The organism is Methylobacillus sp., from assembly GCF_036844465.1.
Taxonomy (GTDB): Bacteria; Pseudomonadota; Gammaproteobacteria; order Burkholderiales; family Methylophilaceae; genus Methylobacillus.
On the sequence record NZ_DAIUFW010000001.1, the window covers coordinates 86,484 to 101,910 of the forward strand.

General features: G+C 55.1%; 20 protein-coding genes and 1 tRNA gene. 9 read left to right on the plus strand and 12 right to left on the minus strand.

What is annotated here, in order from left to right; genetic code table 11:
- Window positions 1-165: 165 nt before the first annotated feature.
- The 5 genes from V7Z75_RS00415 (at window position 166) to V7Z75_RS00435 (ending at window position 3,247) form a co-directional block, all read left to right on the plus strand.
- Complete coding sequence (locus tag V7Z75_RS00415) at window positions 166-924, plus strand: TIR domain-containing protein (RefSeq protein ID WP_334106316.1); 759 nt, start codon at window positions 166-168, stop codon at window positions 922-924.
- A 127-nt stretch (window positions 925-1,051) separates the two neighbouring features.
- The gene (locus V7Z75_RS00420; RefSeq protein ID WP_334106317.1) at window positions 1,052-1,876 is read left to right on the plus strand and encodes a hypothetical protein; all 825 of its coding nucleotides are present in this window, start codon (window positions 1,052-1,054) and stop codon (window positions 1,874-1,876) included.
- Window positions 1,877-1,993: 117 nt separating this feature from the next.
- Window positions 1,994-2,308: a hypothetical protein gene (locus V7Z75_RS00425; protein ID WP_334106319.1), complete on the plus strand. Its 315-nt coding sequence runs from the start codon at window positions 1,994-1,996 to the stop codon at window positions 2,306-2,308.
- A 217-nt stretch (window positions 2,309-2,525) separates the two neighbouring features.
- Window positions 2,526-2,777, plus strand: a complete 252-nt coding sequence (locus V7Z75_RS00430) for a sensor histidine kinase (protein ID WP_334106321.1) — start codon at window positions 2,526-2,528, stop codon at window positions 2,775-2,777.
- Window positions 2,778-2,890: 113 nt separating this feature from the next.
- Window positions 2,891-3,247 carry a VOC family protein gene (locus V7Z75_RS00435; RefSeq protein WP_334106323.1) on the plus strand — a complete coding sequence of 119 codons (357 nt, stop codon included), beginning with the start codon at window positions 2,891-2,893 and terminating at the stop codon, window positions 3,245-3,247.
- A 10-nt stretch (window positions 3,248-3,257) separates the two neighbouring features.
- Here V7Z75_RS00435 and V7Z75_RS00440 read toward each other — a convergent pair whose 3' ends face one another.
- The 3 genes from V7Z75_RS00440 to V7Z75_RS00450 are packed head-to-tail and all read right to left on the minus strand — an operon-like array spanning window position 3,258 to window position 6,464.
- A complete protein-coding gene (locus V7Z75_RS00440; RefSeq protein ID WP_334106325.1) occupies window positions 3,258-4,487 on the minus strand; it encodes a glycosyltransferase family 4 protein in 1,230 nt (409 codons plus the stop codon).
- A 3-nt stretch (window positions 4,488-4,490) separates the two neighbouring features.
- Window positions 4,491-4,883: a YchJ family protein gene (locus tag V7Z75_RS00445; protein WP_334106327.1), complete on the minus strand. Its 393-nt coding sequence runs from the start codon at window positions 4,881-4,883 to the stop codon at window positions 4,491-4,493.
- Between the two features lie 6 nt (window positions 4,884-4,889).
- Window positions 4,890-6,464 carry a peptide chain release factor 3 gene (locus V7Z75_RS00450; RefSeq protein WP_334106329.1) on the minus strand — a complete coding sequence of 525 codons (1,575 nt, stop codon included), beginning with the start codon at window positions 6,462-6,464 and terminating at the stop codon, window positions 4,890-4,892.
- A gap of 256 nt (window positions 6,465-6,720) precedes the next feature.
- On the opposite strand from V7Z75_RS00450, the gene V7Z75_RS00455 reads away from it, so the two are divergent.
- Window positions 6,721-7,071 (plus strand): beta-lactamase hydrolase domain-containing protein, encoded by a 351-nt coding sequence (locus tag V7Z75_RS00455; RefSeq protein ID WP_334106331.1) that lies wholly within the window; start codon window positions 6,721-6,723, stop codon window positions 7,069-7,071.
- Between the two features lie 210 nt (window positions 7,072-7,281).
- On the plus strand, window positions 7,282-7,833 hold the full coding sequence (locus V7Z75_RS00460; protein WP_334106332.1) for an NADPH-dependent FMN reductase: 552 nt from the start codon (window positions 7,282-7,284) through the stop codon (window positions 7,831-7,833).
- Window positions 7,834-8,112: 279 nt separating this feature from the next.
- On the opposite strand, the gene V7Z75_RS00465 is transcribed toward V7Z75_RS00460, so the two are convergent.
- Window positions 8,113-8,544, minus strand: a complete 432-nt coding sequence (locus V7Z75_RS00465) for a type I restriction-modification system subunit M N-terminal domain-containing protein (protein WP_334106334.1) — start codon at window positions 8,542-8,544, stop codon at window positions 8,113-8,115.
- Window positions 8,545-8,750: 206 nt separating this feature from the next.
- Between V7Z75_RS00465 and V7Z75_RS00470 the strand changes: the two genes are divergently transcribed.
- A complete protein-coding gene (locus tag V7Z75_RS00470; protein WP_334106335.1) occupies window positions 8,751-8,915 on the plus strand; it encodes a hypothetical protein in 165 nt (54 codons plus the stop codon).
- A 173-nt stretch (window positions 8,916-9,088) separates the two neighbouring features.
- Here V7Z75_RS00470 and V7Z75_RS00475 read toward each other — a convergent pair whose 3' ends face one another.
- From V7Z75_RS00475 to V7Z75_RS00490, 4 genes are all read right to left on the minus strand, one after another.
- Window positions 9,089-9,472, minus strand: a complete 384-nt coding sequence (locus tag V7Z75_RS00475; RefSeq protein WP_334106338.1) for a DUF6538 domain-containing protein — start codon at window positions 9,470-9,472, stop codon at window positions 9,089-9,091.
- 97 nt (window positions 9,473-9,569) lie between these two features.
- Window positions 9,570-9,660 (minus strand) — tRNA-Ser (locus tag V7Z75_RS00480).
- Between the two features lie 96 nt (window positions 9,661-9,756).
- Window positions 9,757-10,623, minus strand: a complete 867-nt coding sequence (locus V7Z75_RS00485) for a DMT family transporter (RefSeq protein ID WP_334106339.1) — start codon at window positions 10,621-10,623, stop codon at window positions 9,757-9,759.
- A gap of 82 nt (window positions 10,624-10,705) precedes the next feature.
- On the minus strand, window positions 10,706-10,843 hold the full coding sequence (locus V7Z75_RS00490; protein ID WP_334106341.1) for a hypothetical protein: 138 nt from the start codon (window positions 10,841-10,843) through the stop codon (window positions 10,706-10,708).
- Here V7Z75_RS00490 and yegD point away from each other — a divergent pair, their 5' ends adjacent.
- Window positions 10,844-12,103, plus strand: a complete 1,260-nt coding sequence (gene yegD, locus V7Z75_RS00495) for a molecular chaperone (protein WP_334106343.1) — start codon at window positions 10,844-10,846, stop codon at window positions 12,101-12,103.
- Window positions 12,104-12,191: 88 nt separating this feature from the next.
- Here yegD and V7Z75_RS00500 read toward each other — a convergent pair whose 3' ends face one another.
- The 4 genes from V7Z75_RS00500 to V7Z75_RS00515 all read right to left on the minus strand — a co-directional run bounded on the left by V7Z75_RS00500 (window position 12,192) and on the right by V7Z75_RS00515 (window position 15,403).
- Entirely contained in the window at window positions 12,192-13,787 is a 1,596-nt protein-coding gene (locus V7Z75_RS00500; RefSeq protein WP_334106345.1) for an ABC-F family ATPase, read from the minus strand.
- Between the two features lie 39 nt (window positions 13,788-13,826).
- On the minus strand, window positions 13,827-14,429 hold the full coding sequence (locus tag V7Z75_RS00505; RefSeq protein WP_334106347.1) for a nitroreductase family protein: 603 nt from the start codon (window positions 14,427-14,429) through the stop codon (window positions 13,827-13,829).
- 16 nt (window positions 14,430-14,445) lie between these two features.
- Window positions 14,446-14,940, minus strand: coding sequence for a GreA/GreB family elongation factor (locus V7Z75_RS00510; RefSeq protein WP_334106349.1), 495 nt, complete (start codon window positions 14,938-14,940; stop codon window positions 14,446-14,448).
- A gap of 310 nt (window positions 14,941-15,250) precedes the next feature.
- Window positions 15,251-15,403 carry a hypothetical protein gene (locus V7Z75_RS00515; RefSeq protein WP_334106351.1) on the minus strand — a complete coding sequence of 51 codons (153 nt, stop codon included), beginning with the start codon at window positions 15,401-15,403 and terminating at the stop codon, window positions 15,251-15,253.
- Window positions 15,404-15,427: the final 24 nt, after the last annotated feature.

Sequence of the window (15,427 nt, forward strand, 5' to 3'; positions counted from 1 at the left end):
CAGGCCAGTGATTCCCATCCGCAAAATTTTAGGCGGCCTAAATTATCAGGTCTTGCTCGTTGATATTGAAACCATTGGAAGTTGCATTGACTTAGCTCTAGTTCATCAAATACGATGCGACTGTCTAAATATAGTTAGGCTTTTCATTCAACAACAGGAGTTCATGTGAAATTTAAAGGAACAAAAGAGGAGCTGTCAGCAAAGATCCAAGCAATTGGATACCAAGTCGAGATCAAGGAAGCTGGCACATCTACGCAGTTCCGAACCTTAGATGGTGCTGTTGTCAATTGGTATCCAAGTACAGGAACGATCAACTATCAAGGCGATAAGACTGCCGCCGCCAAGATAAAAGACCTGCTAGAACCAACGCTTTCAATTGCGGGCGTCCCGGCTCAAAATCCGACCTCAACTCCCAAGCCGGACATCAAGCCCGCGACGGTCGAGGCGAAAGGCAAGGTGTTTGTTGTTCACGGGCACGACCAAAATTCACGCGAACAACTTGAACTTATTCTTCACAAGCTTGGCCTGGATCCATTTGTTCTCCAAAACACAGGGGGTGCAGGGCTCACCATCATTGAAGCGCTCGAGCAAGAAATTGGCCCCAACTCCGCCGAAGTAAAGTTCGGCATTGTTCTGCTTACACCGGATGACTTCGGTTATTCGAAAACAGAGGGCGCTGACAAAGCGCAACCAAGAGCCCGTCAAAACGTCGTCTTGGAGATGGGGATGCTGCTGTCATCAATCGGACGAAAGAATGTGGCGATCCTAAAGAAAGGGCACGTAGATGTGCCGTCCGACGCTCAAGGCATCCTATACCTCGGTTACAACGATCATGTTAAAGAAGCGGTGCCGCGGCTGGTTGATCGACTCACAAACGCTGGGTTCAAACTCGATCCGAGCAACATTACAAAAGCGTCTTCCTAGCACCTGCCTAACTGGTTGTTCAACAGGACGTCTACCAGCTTCGCTGGCAGCCGCCTGTTAACGCGGGCGTTAGACCGTGAAGCAATACCTCGCGGCGCTTCTACCAGATAACTCCAGGAATTTCTCTATGAAAAAACTTTTCTTATCAGTCACTGCCCTTGCACTTCTTGCTGGCTGCGGCCCGTCGCAGCAAGAGTACGACCAAGCTCGCAAGCAAGCAGCAGAACTCGAAGCGCAAGTTGCGGCTCTCCGCGCGGAGTTGGAAGACGTCAAGTTTGGCTCAAGTCGACTACTCGCGCAGGCCAAGTCAGCGTATGACATAAAGAACGATACAGAAGCAAAAAGGCTCCTTTCCGACCTCTTGAAGCGGCATCCATCCTCGCCCGAGAGCGGCGAAGCCACGTCGCTGCTTGCCCAAGTCGATTCTCGCATCGCTGCTGCCGAAATACAGCGCAAGCGGGAAGAAGAACAAAAAGCTCAGGAGGAGCGCTTGGCCCTTGAGCGAGCCATCGGCAATATGAAGAAAAGTACCGATGAGATAAATGGCATTACATGGGTAAGCCATCGTAGCACCCCGGTCTTAGCCAAGTACGCTTCTTTTTACTTCGGCTCTAATAAAGACAGCGCTGCAAACTATCCACTCAGACTAAAGCTCCAGTATTACGGTGATGACTGGCTCTTTGTTCGTTCGGTCACTGTAAAGGCTGACGACAAGGTCTACGAACTCGGCAGACTGGACTTCGAGCGCGACCACTCATCCGGCTCCGTGTGGGAGTGGATCGATATGCCGGTCAAAGACCATGCAATGCTCAATCACTGGATGACAGCCAAGCGCGTAGTAATCCGATTTAACGGCGACAAGTACTACGACGACTTCACTCTCCCCCACGGGCAACAGGCTCAGCTACGAGAGGTCTATCAGGCGTGGAAGATCATGGGCGGGAAACCATGAGAATCTGTGCACACACACTGCTGCACGGTGTGTCACGGTCTAACAATTCATTCAAGCCGACGCCGCTTCGCGGCGCGGCTTAATTCGGGCGTTATGCACAGCGGCTAAGGAGAACACATGGCAAATAACTGGAACATCCCAAGCCAGCTCGAAAAAGAAGTCCGCGAAAGGGACAAAAAATGCGTTTATTGCGGCGCAGAGTTCACACCAGCAAAAATATCAAGAAGAACTTGCGCCAGCTGGGAACACATCATCAACGACGCAAAAATTATTACTCAAGAAAACATCTGCCTCTGTTGCTGCTCGTGCAATGCAAGCAAAGGGCAAAAACAATTATCGCAGTGGCTTCAATCAAAATACTGCATCGAGCGTGGAATCAACAAAGATTCAGTTGCACCAATTATTCAAAAAGCAATCGAACGCGGACTATGAAATGCGCATAACAATTGGTTCAAGTCGTTCGCTTCGCTCACTGCGGGACCGGCTAAAGCCGGCCCCTTAACCAAACGTTAGTCCGCAAGACAGGAGTTCGCGAGGACGTGGAACGATTCGTATCACCGCCGATTGACCAATTAGAGAAGCTCCGCCAGCCGCTTACCGCAGGAGAGCGACTGGTTTTCAATCTCTTCAACGAGAGCTTGGCACCCGAATGGGAAATCTACATCCAGCCCCATCTAAATGGGTTGAGGCCAGACTTTGTCCTTCTGAAGCCGAACTTGACCGTATTTTCCAGCCTTTTTACCGTGCCGATCACACAGGCCATGTCAGCGGGCATGGCCTTGGGCTGGCAATTGCCAAGCAGGTGCTGGATTTGCATGGCGGGAAGATCAAGTTGCAAAACCGCCAGAGCGGAGGTTTGACGGTGGAAGTCTGGTTGTTGGTCGTGCCGCTGAGCAGTTAAATCTTGCCGGGATTGTGGATGCATTTGCTGAGTTTGGCGACGAAGCACTTAGGGTATGGATGAATTTTTACTAGGGTATAGTGATAACCGTAGCTGGTTTTAGCGAGGAGCATATGAAGGTAAAACGAATCATCGCCAATATTTCGGCTCCCGAACCTGCGGCAGCAGATAGTTTCTACCGCAATATCCTCGGCCTCGAACTTGTCATGGATCATGGATGGATTCGCACATATGCGGGTTCCAGCAAGATGACAGTGCAGGTCAGCTTTGCCAGCCAGGGCGGTTCTGATACACCGGTTCCCGATATCTCCATCGAAGTGGATGATCTTGCAGAAGTGCTACGTCGAGTTCGGGCTGCCTGCATTCCTGTGGAATATGGTCCGGTAAGCGAGCCCTGGGGAGTCCGGCGGTTTTATGTCAGGGATCCGCTCGGCAGGCTCCTCAATATTCTCGAACACGAAATAGGTTGAGAGCGCTTATTCATCGTGGCTGGTTTCCGGCAGCCAGCAATTCCTTGAAAATCTCACGATAAGCCGCTATTCCCTGGCTCAGCGGATAGCGCTGCACGATAGTGTTTCTCGCTGCGTCACGCAGCGGTTGCAAACGATCCGGGGCGTTTAGCACCTGGTCGACTGCATCCGCCAATTGTTCTTTGTCGAAAAAATCCACCAGCAGGCCGTTTTCGCCGTGCCGTATGACTTCTTCCACCGGCGCGGTGCGCGAGCCGATGACCAGGCAGCCTGCGGACATGGCTTCCAGCATGGACCATGAGAGCACGAAGGGCACGGTGAGGTAGATGTGGGTAGAGGAAACCTGCAGCACGCGCAGGTATTGCTGATAGGGCAGCTTGCCGAGGAAATGCACGCGCTGCATGTCCAGCCCTGGGACTTCGCGCAGCAGTTTTGCGCGGTAGGTGTCGCCGTCCGCCAGCTTGCGGCCGTAACTGACGTCGTCCCCGCCCACGATCAGCACATGGCAGTTAGGCCTGCGGGCAAGGATATGTGGCAGCGTGCGCATGAATACATGGAAGCCGCGATAGGGTTCGAGGTTGCGCGAAACATAGGTAATCACTTCGTCTGCGCGCGTGAGTTTCAAGCCGGAGCCGAGCTGTATCCAGGCCGTAGGGTCGGGCCGGGCGGCATCGGTGGCTATGCCTTCGTGAAGCAGGCGGATTTTATATTGGTATTCCTGCGGGTAAAGGCTGCGCTGCCATGCGGTGGGGCTGATGCCGATATCGGCAGCATGCAGCGAGAGCAGGTTGGTGATGTTCTTGGTGCGGATGCGCAGGTGGTCGTCCAGCGTCATCGGGTATTCGGGGTCGAAACCCGCGTCCGCGCCTGTAGCCTGGTAGAAGAACTCGAAGAATGTCACCAGCGGCACATCGGGATAGATGTCCTTGGGGTAGATCGCCTCGCCCCAGCCCATGTGGGCGACGATGGCGTCGGGACGATAGCCGCTTTCCTTGAGGTGCAGCAATGCGCGGGCGACGCTTTGGCCGCGGATGACGTGCGCTTCCACCGGCGCGAGATAGGCGTGCACGCCTTGGGTGGCTGCGCGGGCTGGCTGGTATTCCATGCGCTGCACTCCGGCCATGCCGGGTGCGTGTGCCTCGCACAGGCTCAACACTTGGTGCGTGCCTTCGTCTACCAGTGATTGCGCGATGTGGCGGAATTGGCCGGGAAAGTTCTGGTGAATGAAGAGTATCTTCATGGCTCAGGGTTCGATGAAGTCGCCATTCACGTAAAACCATTGCCCGTGTTCACGGACGAAGCGGCTGTTTTCGTGCAGCTTTTCCGCTTTGCCGTTCACTTTGTAGCGGGCGACGAATTCGACTTCTGCTTGGTCGTCAGCGGTATTTTCGTAGTCGAGGATGTTCAGGCCCAGCCATTTGAGCGGCGGCTCTTCGGCAAGCTGGAGCGCGGCGGGGCGCGTGGATGGGTGCCAGGTCTTGAGCAGGTAGTCTTCCAGACCCAGCGCATAAGCCGTGTAGCGCGAGCGCATGAGCAATTCGGCGGTCGGCGCAGGTTCGCCCGCATGCCAGGGTTTGCAGCATTGCGCATAGGCAATGCCGCTCTGGCAGGGGCAATGGATTGGCTGTGGCTTCATCTCCGGCTAGAAGATCTCGCGGGTTTCGAGGAATTCGATGTCCGGGTAGCGCTCCTGCGCCATTTGCAGGTTGACGCGGTTGGGCGCGAGATAAACGTATTCATCGTTGCCATCCAGCGCGACGTTGAAGCCATATTTGTCGGCAATCGCCTTGAGGTCGGCATCCGGGCCGCGCAGCCAGCGCGCGGTAGCACAATCGTAACTTTCAAATGCGACATCCACGCCATATTCATGTTCGAGTCGGTGTGCGACCACGTCGAACTGCAAAGTACCGATTGCGCCCAAAATCAGGTCATTGGAAAGCAAAGGCTTGAACAGTTGCGATGCGCCTTCTTCGGCGAGTTGCTTGAGGCCGATCTGCAATTGCTTCATCTTCATCGGGTTCTTGATGCGTGCACGGCGGAAATATTCAGGAGCAAAGGACGGAATGCCGATGAACTTGAGGTTCTCGCCTTCGGTGAAGGTATCGCCGAGCTTGACCGTGCCATGGTTGGGGATCCCGATGATGTCGCCGGAATAGGCTTCGTCCATGGTGGTGCGGTCCTGCGCCATGAAGGTGATGGCGTTGTTCACCGACAAGGTCTTGCCGCTTGCGACCTGCTTGATCTTCATGCCGCGCTCGAAACGGCCCGAACAGATGCGCAGGAAGGCGATGCGGTCGCGGTGCTTGGGATCCATGTTGGCCTGAATCTTGAACACGAAGCCGGAGAATTTTTCTTCCTTGGGGTCAACACTGCGGCTGGCGGTATTGCGCGGCAAGGGGGCGGGCGAGAGATCGACGACAGCATCAAGCAGGGACTGCACACCGAAGTTGTTGATGGCCGAGCCGAAAAACACTGGCGTCTGCTTGCCGTCAAGGTAGGCCTGCTTGTCGAAAGTATGGGAGGCGCCGCGCACCAGCTCGACATCCACACGCAGGTCGTCGGCTTGCGAGCCGATCAATTCGTCCAGGCGCGGATTATCCAGCCCCTGGATAATCTCCGACGTGCCTTTCTCGGCATGCGGGTCGAAGAAGCTGATGGTGTCGTTGTACAAATGGTAGACGCCGCGAAAGCTCTTGCCCATGCCGATCGGCCAGGTCATCGGGGCGCATTGCATGCCCAGCGTGGATTCGATTTCATCCAGTAACTCAATCGGCGCTCGCGATTCGCGGTCTAGCTTGTTGATGAAGGTGAGGATGGGCGTGTCGCGCATGCGGCAGACGTTGAGCAGCTTGATGGTCTGGGCTTCCACGCCGTTGACCGAGTCGATCACCATGACAGCGGAATCGACGGCGGTGAGCGTACGGTAGGTATCCTCCGAGAAGTCGTCGTGGCCAGGCGTGTCGAGCAGGTTGATCATGTGTTCGCGATAGGGGAACTGCATGACGGAGGAGGTCACGGAGATGCCGCGCTGTTTTTCCAGCTCCATCCAGTCCGAAGTGGCATGGCGTGCCGCCTTGCGTCCACGCACTTCACCAGCCACCTGGATGGCGCCGCCGAACCAGAGCAGCTTCTCGGTGAGCGTGGTTTTACCCGCATCCGGGTGGGAGATGATCGCAAACGTGCGTCTGCGCTGGACTTCTGAGCTGAAACTGGACATAGGGAAATTTCAAAAACTGGAAAAACCGCTATTTTACCTTCTTGTGTCCTGTTTCTGCCCTTAAGTTTAGGCTTTGTATCGCGATGGCCTTGGCGCTTGGAGCAGAAGCTTTGCAGGGGCTATGGCGGATGTATTTTTAAAATGCGGCAATCAATTGATTTTTATATATTTATCATGAAGTTGCAGATCTGCTTAGGGAGATGGGGCAGAGAATATTTGAGTTGCGTGATATATTAATAGTTTGGAGGCATACAATATGACGATTGATATCAAACACATCAGTAGCGGCTTCAGTAGCTGTCCGCAATTGACTGTGGAGCAGGTTCCGGAAGCAATACAGGCTGGTTTTCGCACTATTATCAACTGTCGGCCAGATGGCGAGGGTGGTGCTGAGCAGCCTCTTAGCGAGGATATCCGACAGGCGGTCGAGGCCCAAGGAGGCAGTTATGTGCATATCCCGATTGTGCCCGGACAGTTGACCCAGGCGCAGGTTGATGAGCTGGCAGGGCTGTTGCCTGAATTGCCTTTGCCTATTCTGGGGTTTTGCAAGGGTGGGGTACGGGCCACGAATCTTTATCAACATGCCTTGGCAAGGCTTGAGCAATAAGTCGCTGCCAGCGGAAGGACTGCTGCTGAGCAGCCAGCAACATTGTTGACGGGGTGCTGATTATTGAGCACCGGCCTGGTTAGGCTATGTGTGGCTGAACTGCTTAGGGTTTGTTTATCGCCCATTTTCTTCCTGGCACTTTTATTGCTATACATAACCCAACTCATGTCCAGGCATGGGAGAGAAACCAACAATATTGCAGGAGACAGCATGGCAAGTATCATCGGAATTACAGGCAGTTTATCCAACCCTTCCAGAACACGCGCCTTGGTAGAGGAAATTACCGCGCGCGCCTCGCATCAGCTCCACGCTGCAGCTGAGACCATCGACATTGCCGAGATAGCGCCTGTGTTGGGCAGCACCATCAGTTATGGTCATTATCCGGCAGAGCTTGCCGAGGCCTACCGGAAAATACAGAATGCCGAACTCATTGTCATAGGTAGTCCGGTCTATAAAGCTTCATACACCGGCCTGCTCAAACATTTTTTTGATTTGCTTGACCCCAAGGCACTTGCAGGTAAAGTCGCTATTCTTGCCGCCACTGGCGGCAGCGATCAGCACGCCATGATTGTGGACTATCAGCTCAGAACTCTTGCCAGTTTCTTCAATATGTATACCGTCCCCACAGCCATTTATGCCAAGGACAGTGAATTTACCGACTATCGACTCAATAGCGACAGTATCCGCCAGCGGGTAGAAAATGCGGTTGATCAGGCTACTTACCTATTGCAGGAGCAGCTGCCCCGCACATTGGTGGCGTGAAGGTAAAGAACATACTGTATTAATGAAAGAAGGGGTTGCGGAAGCAACCCCTTTTGCTATTACTCGCACTATCTGTGGCGGCGGAAAGCCTTCGGCATACACTTCAAGGCGACCCAGACGGAAGAATATGGGGCGACGGAAGGGAAACGCGGCACTACCTTCTTGGTGCTTGTTGGCGAGAGGAGGCCAGATTAAGTCGGAAGTGTTTCAACGGGGGCAAAGGTTGCCAAGTGGCAAGCAAAGAAGCCCAATCACTTCATCAGCTCTTCAGTACAGCCCTCAGTGAACCCCCGCAGACATCCCTTGGTAAACGCTCTGTCCCGCCCCGAAGTAACTCTCGTATACGTGGGCATAGGTCTTGGCCCGTTTGCTCTTCTTCAGGTCAGATGAATAGGCCTTAGGCAATCTGATGAAGAAGTCGCGAATGGTGCGCTCCACATCAGCCTTGGTCTGGGTCTTCAGCTTCCAATCCAGAACCAGCTTCTCTGCTTTCAGCTTCGCCAGTAGCTCCTTGGCAACCTTCTTTACTTCATCACGTTCCTTGTCGGTCAGCACGGGTTCAGCCTCTTGAAAACGCTTCTCTGCATAACGCAGGAAAATCAGCCCGAGTACTGGGTTCGAGAACTCGGAAGGCTTCAGGCCGGTGTTGGCCCAGAGTTGGTCTGCGGCAGACCACAGGCGGGATTCGATCTGGCTTAGGTTCGATGACATGCTTTTTGTGATTTCTGGCACTGGGCCGTGAATATTTATATGGAATTCTAACTGTTCTGACTCAGGGCAGGTAGCCATCAGGAGTGCACGATCTACACCGAGCTGCGTAAGGACACAACCGGCCAACGCTACGCCTTAACACGATGCCGAAGGCTGCTAGTGCCTGCATGACCTGCAAAAGGCGGCTGGCGGTAAAGACCCACAGCATGAGTCCCTGGCTGGCGGTGGGGCAGACCACGGAGTTGATCAGCGAGATTGAAAGTGGCGGGATTCCGCCAGTTTCCACTGTGATGGGCCGTAAGGGCGGTGCCACCGTAGCCAAGGAACTGGTCTACACCTACGCCTGTGGATCAGCCCGGCGTTTCACCTGAAGGCCATCCGGCGCAGCTGGAACAGGCAAAGGCTATTGAGCGGGGGCTGGCCTTAGCCAATGTCTTCGACGCTCACTGCGCGGACAAAGGCGAGACCTTAGTCCGGTTCATAAGGTCGCAGGAAGTGACTCCTGAGCCATGAGCACAGGCGACCTGATGTGCCTTGGCTATCTCTACCAAGAAAAACGAGCAAGTCGACGCTGAGCTACCTTGATTCGCTCTTCGGCCTCTTCGGTTTGCTGAATGGTCTCTTCGGTACGCTGTAAGTGGTACCGGGCTTCTTCACGCCAGCTGGCTGCTACACCAGTAAGTCTCTCGATCTCTGCTACCATTGCTGATAGCGTTTTCTTAGCGAGTGAAGCCCGGATGCTGTCGAACTCAGCTTGGTATCGGAGGAAGTGTTGTGCAGCGAGTACAGCTGCCTTGCGCGGGTCTTTGGTGTTAAGACTGAAGCGAATGAGCTGTGTGGGAAAGTGACCGGAGAGAGCTTTGGGGGTCTTCAGATTGAAGTAGTAGACCCCGTTTGGATGCTTATACGTGTGTGCTATACGTGCCATTTCCATGCCCCGAAGTGTATAACACCGGTGTGCAACTGGCATGAAAAAGCCCTTGAATCTCAATAATTTACCGAGAAATCAAGGGCTTACAGTATTCTGGCGGAGAGGGGGGGATTCGAACCCCCGATACGCTTTCACGTATGCCTGATTTCGAGTCAGGTACATTCAACCAGCTCTGCCACCTCTCCGGGAGCGCGGATTATAGCCGATGGGTCTTTCCAAGTAAAACTTTCAAAGCTGGCAGTGGAGGATCGTTTATTGTGCTGGGATGACAGGTAAAAGGCTTATCGGGATTGATGGTGCCACATCACCAATATGCCGCTGGCGCAGATGATGGCGATGCCGATGAGGCCGAACAGGTCGGGGATGTTGCCGAAAATGAAGTAACCGATAAGTCCGGCAAAAATGAGCTGAGCATAGGTGAAAGGCGCCAGGGTGGATGGGTTTGCGTGGTGGTAGGCCTCGGTCAGCAGCAGGTGGCTGGCGAGGGCGGAGGCGCCTAGGGCCAGGAGCAGCATGGAGTGATAAGCGCTGGGGCTTTGCCAGAAGAAGGGTGCGAAGCAGCCGAGCACGGCGCTGCCGATCAGCCCGCTGAGCAGATTGGTGGTAGCGGAGCTGTCCGTGGTGTTCAGTTTGCGCGTGATAAGCTGGTACAGGCTGAAGGTGAAGGCCGCGCCCACTGCCAGCAGGCTGACCGGGGTGAAGAGCGCGCCGCCCGGCCTGAGGATGACCAGGACGCCGATAAAGCCCAGCGAGACGGCGAACCATTGCAGCCTGGTGATGTGTTCTCCCAGCAAGGGGACGGAAAGCGCCGTGACGATGAGCGGCGTGAGGTAAACGATGGCGGTACCTTCCGCCAGCGGGATATAGCGCAGGGCGGAAATGAACAGCATGTTGGTGCCCACCATGCATAGCCCGCGCAGCAGTTGCAGGCCGGGTTGCCGGGTCTTAAAAACCGCGAATCCCGAGCGCGGCAGCATGACGGTCAGCATGAGGCCGCTATGCACGACATAGCGTATCCAGATCACCATCACCACCGCATAGAAACCAGCCAGATATTTGGAAAGCGCGTCGCTGCCCGCAAACAAGAAGATTGCGCCAAAGATGTACAGCACGCCCTGGAGCAATTGTGTTTTGGGATGGGATGGCATGAGGTAAGGGCAGGTTGGCGAATGCAGGGTCAGGACGTGAGGCGAAAGTGTATCAAAGCCCTGGCTATTACGATACTTGATGCTAGAAAGAGTACGGATAGGCAGGATGGCGGCGCAATGTACCTGACTCGAAATCAGGCATGCGTGTGGCCTTGACCTGCTGTTTGCCGCGTATAATGCCGCACTTTGCAATGATGCCCAGCGGGCGGAAGATAGACATATGCATTGCGGGATCGATTACGGCACTTCCAACTCATCGCTCGGCGTCGTCAAAAGCGGCCAGGTGCTCCAGGCGCAGCTTGAGCCGGGGAGCGTGTATTTGCCTTCCGCGATCTATCGCGCGTTTTCCGAGCACGAGCTGAATGAGGATATTGCCTCGCTCACCATCCGCCAGCAATTGGGCAATGCGCAGGGCCTGCTGTACGGCACGGAGGCGATAGAGAACTACATCCGTCACCCCGGCGACGGCTTGTTCATGAAGTCGCCCAAGGTGTTTCTCGGCAGCGACCTCAATAAAGACCAGATGGATTTTTTCGAGGTTGTGATTGCCCGGATGATGACGCATATCCTGACGCAGGCGCGGGCGTTTTACGGGTATGACCTCAAGCAGGCCGTGATCGGCAGGCCGATCCGCTATCACGGCATTCGCGGAGAGGCGGGCGACAAGCAGGCGCTGGCGATCATGGAGCACGCGGCGGCGGAAGCTGGGCTGCAGGACATCGTCTTCATGTATGAGCCATTGGCGGCGGCGTTGGATTATGAACAGTGGCTGACAGAAGATGAAGTGTTGCTGGTGGTCGATGTCGGCGGCGGTACTACTGATTGCTCCGTGGTCAAGGTTGGGCCTTCCTATCGGGAAAAGCGCGAACGCAGTGACGACTTGCTGGCGTATTCCGGCAACCGCATCGGCGGGGTGGATCTGGACATCAATCTGGGCTGGCACAACATCATGCCGCTGTTCGGGCGCGGCACGGACGAGTTGCACCACAAGGCGTTCGATGCCATTTCCGTGAGCAGCATCCCCAGCCAGCAAGCCTTCTATTCCAGGTTCGAAATGCCGGTGCATGGCAAGGCGAGCTTGGAGCGCGAGCGCCTTTACAAGGTCTGGCTAGATAAACTCAGCAGCCACTTAGTGCGCAGCGCTGAGCTGGCGAAAATCGCCCTCTCAGAAGTTGATGCGCATGTGTTGCCGCTGGGTTATGTGGAAGACGGCTTGCAAGTTCCTGTCACCCGTGATGATTTCCGCGAGGCCATCGCGCGCTCCACCGAGAAAATCCACCAGGTAATCGAGGACGCGCGGCAGGCCAGCGAAGCGCGTATCGACAAAATCTACCTCACCGGCGGTTCCGCCGTCTCTCCCGTCATTCAGCAGGTGATCCGCAATGTGGTCGGCGATGCCGTGCCGTTCGTCTCCGGCAATATGCACGGCAGCGTGGCCTGCGGCCTGAGTGTGTTTGCCAGTAAGTATTTCTCAGGCTGATGCTGATGCGGCGGATGCCAGCTACACAATCGCTGCAATAAAAAAGGGTTGCCTAGGCAACCCTTTTGTTTCACTACTTATGGCGGCGTTATTCAACACCTTGGCTGGCGAGGTAGTCCTCATAGTTGCCGAGGAAGTCGACGATGCCATCTGGCTTCACTTCGAGGATGCGGGTGGCCAGCGAGCTGACAAATTCACGGTCATGGCTGACGAAGATCAGGGTGCCCTTGTAGCGATCGAGTGCCGTATTCAGCGCTTCGATGGACTCCATATCCATGTGGTTGGTCGGTTCGTCCATCAGCAGCACATTGGTGCGGGCCAGCATCAGCTTGCCATAGAGCATACGGCCTTTTTCACCGCCGGAAAGTACCTTGACGGATTTTTTGGTGTCCTCGCCAGAGAACAGCAAGCGCCCCAGCATGCTGCGTACGGACTGGTCGTCGTCGCCGGGCTGGGTATGCAATGTCATCCAGTCGAATAGCGTTTCGCCGTTCTCGAACTCGTATTCGTGATCCTGCGCGTAGTAGCCGATTTTGGCTTTTTCCGCCCATTTCACGCTGCCGTGATTAGGTTGTAGCTCGCCTGCAATGCAGCGTAGCAGGGTGGTTTTACCCACGCCGTTTTCACCGATAATGGCGATGCGCTCGCCGGCTTCCACCATGAGGTTGAAATCGTTGAACAAGGGTTTGTCGTAGCCATGGCTGAGCTTCTCGATTTCCACGGCCTGGCGGTGCAGTTTTTCCTTTTCATCGAATTCAAAGCGGATGAACGGGTATTGGCGGCTGGAGGGTTTGAATTCCTCGATCTTGATCTTGTCGATCATCTTCAGGCGGCTGGTGGCCTGCTTGGCCTTGGACTTGTTGGCGGAGAAGCGGCGCACAAAATCCTGCAGTTCCGCCACTTTTTCCTTGGCGCGGGCATTGTCCTTGGCGGCTTGTGCGCGCGCGGCGGTGGAAGCTTCCATGTAGTCGTCGTAGTTGCCGGGGTAGACCTTAATCGTGCCGTAATCCATATCGCAGGTATGCGTACAGACCTGGTTCAGGAAGTGCCGGTCGTGCGAGATGATGATCATCGTGCAGTCGCGGTTGTTGAGCACATCTTCCAGCCAGCGGATGGTATTGATGTCCAGGTTGTTGGTCGGTTCGTCCAGCAGCAATACGTCTGGGTTGGCGAACAGCGCTTGCGCGAGCAGCACGCGCAGCTTCCAGCCCGGCGCCACGGAACTCATGAGGCCGTTGTGCTGGTCGGTGGGGATGCCCACGCCCAGCAGCAGTTCGCCCGCGCGTGCTTCGGCGGTGTAGCCGTCGTACTCGGCAAACACGGTTTCCAGCTCGGCGGCTTTCATGTAGTCGTCTTCGGTGGCTTCCGGGTTCATGTAGATGGCATTCTTCTCTACGTTGGCCTTCCACATTTCTTCGTGTCCCATCATCACCACGTCCAGCACACGCTGGTCTTCATAGGCAAACTGGTCCTGGCGCAGGAAGGCCATGCGCTCGTTCACATCCAGAGCGACATTGCCGGCGGTCGGTTCCAGCACGCCGGCCAGGATTTTCATGAAGGTGGACTTGCCGCAGCCGTTGGCGCCGATCAGGCCGTAGCGATTGTTGTCGCCGAACTTGACCGAGACATTCTCGAACAAGGGCTTGGCACCGAACTGCATGGTGATATTGTTTGCGATTAACACGTCGGTTGTATTCCTAAAGTAAAACTATCGATCAATGAATTAAAACTTGTTGCGGATGACAACTTCATCCAGTGCCAGCTGGCCGCCGCGCGGGCGAGGGGGCTGGATGCCCTTGCCAATAGCGACAAACATCGCCGGGATATGGTCGGCAGGCAGGTTGAGCAGCTTGGCGACCGCGTCGAAATCAAAGCCATCCATCGGGCAGGAGTCATAGCCCAGCTCCTTGGCAGCGAGCATCAGCGTGGCGGCCGCCATGCCGCAGGAGCGCATACCCTCGTCGCGTTGCACCTGCTCCTTGCCGCGGTAATAGTTGTCGATGGCATTGACCAGGTAGTCCTGCACGGGCTGTTCCGCATTGCGCCAATAGCGGCGCGGTTCCTTTTCCCAGGCTTTCAGGTCCGCCGTCAGCACCACCAGCAGCGAGGCATCCGTGACTTGCGCCTGGTCCCAGCTGGCGGCGCGCACTTGCTTGCGCAGCTCCGGGTCCTGCACCAGCACGAAGCGCCAGTTCTGGATATTGAATGCCGTCGGCGCCAGCACGGCCAGCGACATCAATTTCTCTATCTCTGCCTCGGATATCGTGTGGCTGGCATCATACGCCTTGACCGAGCGGCGGTTTTCAATAGCTTCAATGACATGCATAAAAACAGAATTCCTATCAATAAATAGCGATAATTTCCAGTTCCAGGTCGCCTACAGGACGATGCCAGGTCACGCTGTCACCGATTTTCTGGCCGATCAGCGCCTTTGCCAGCGGAGAAATCCAGCTCACCTTGTTCGTGGCGATATCCGCTTCATCTTCGCCCACGATGCTGAAAGTATGCGGGCGGCCATCTTCATCTTCCACTTCTACAGTCGCGCCGAACAGCACAGTATTGGTTGCCTGATCCTCAGGTTTGACGGGGATGGCGGATTCCAGCCTGGCATGCAGGTAGCGCAAATCACGGTCTATCATGGCAAGACGTTGCTGGGCAACAGGGTCTTCCTTGCGTTGGGCGAGGGGCACGCGCTCCTGCTCAAGCATGCCGGCTTGTTGCTCCAGTTGCTTGAGGCCATTGGGGGTGACGTAATTGGGATGCGGGCTGAGCGGTCTTTCCGGTAAATCCGTTCCTGCATGCTCAAGATCATCCTCTTTTACAAATCCACGGCTCATGGCGCACGATCCATAAAACCCTGAATTATAGCGCAAATACGCTGTACTTGCTTGGGAGGGCGGGTGAACGGAGTTACTAATGCTGTCTTTGTCTATGTTGAATACCGCCATTCTTTCACCTATGCAACCAGGCCATGTTTGATCGGGTTGGTATGGATGTAATCCATATGCGCTCGATAATCTGCCTCATTGCGGATGCAATGCTCCTATACCGTCTTTGCCAGATACTGCGCTCACCTCTTCTGCGACACACGGTAGAACGATATTCTACTTGTGGAATCGCCTTGGAAAATCCTGATTTTATCAACCTCTATCGGGTGGCATAGTCGCTATCGTTGACCGGCAATTCAATCAGGGCATGCAGATGATCTGGTAATACGGCCCAGCCGTGGATGATGAAGAGGTGGCGCTGTTTGACAGAGGAGACAACCTGGTGCAATAAGTCGATATGCCGAATGAGCAAGTCATTGTGTTGCCGCTGCAAGCA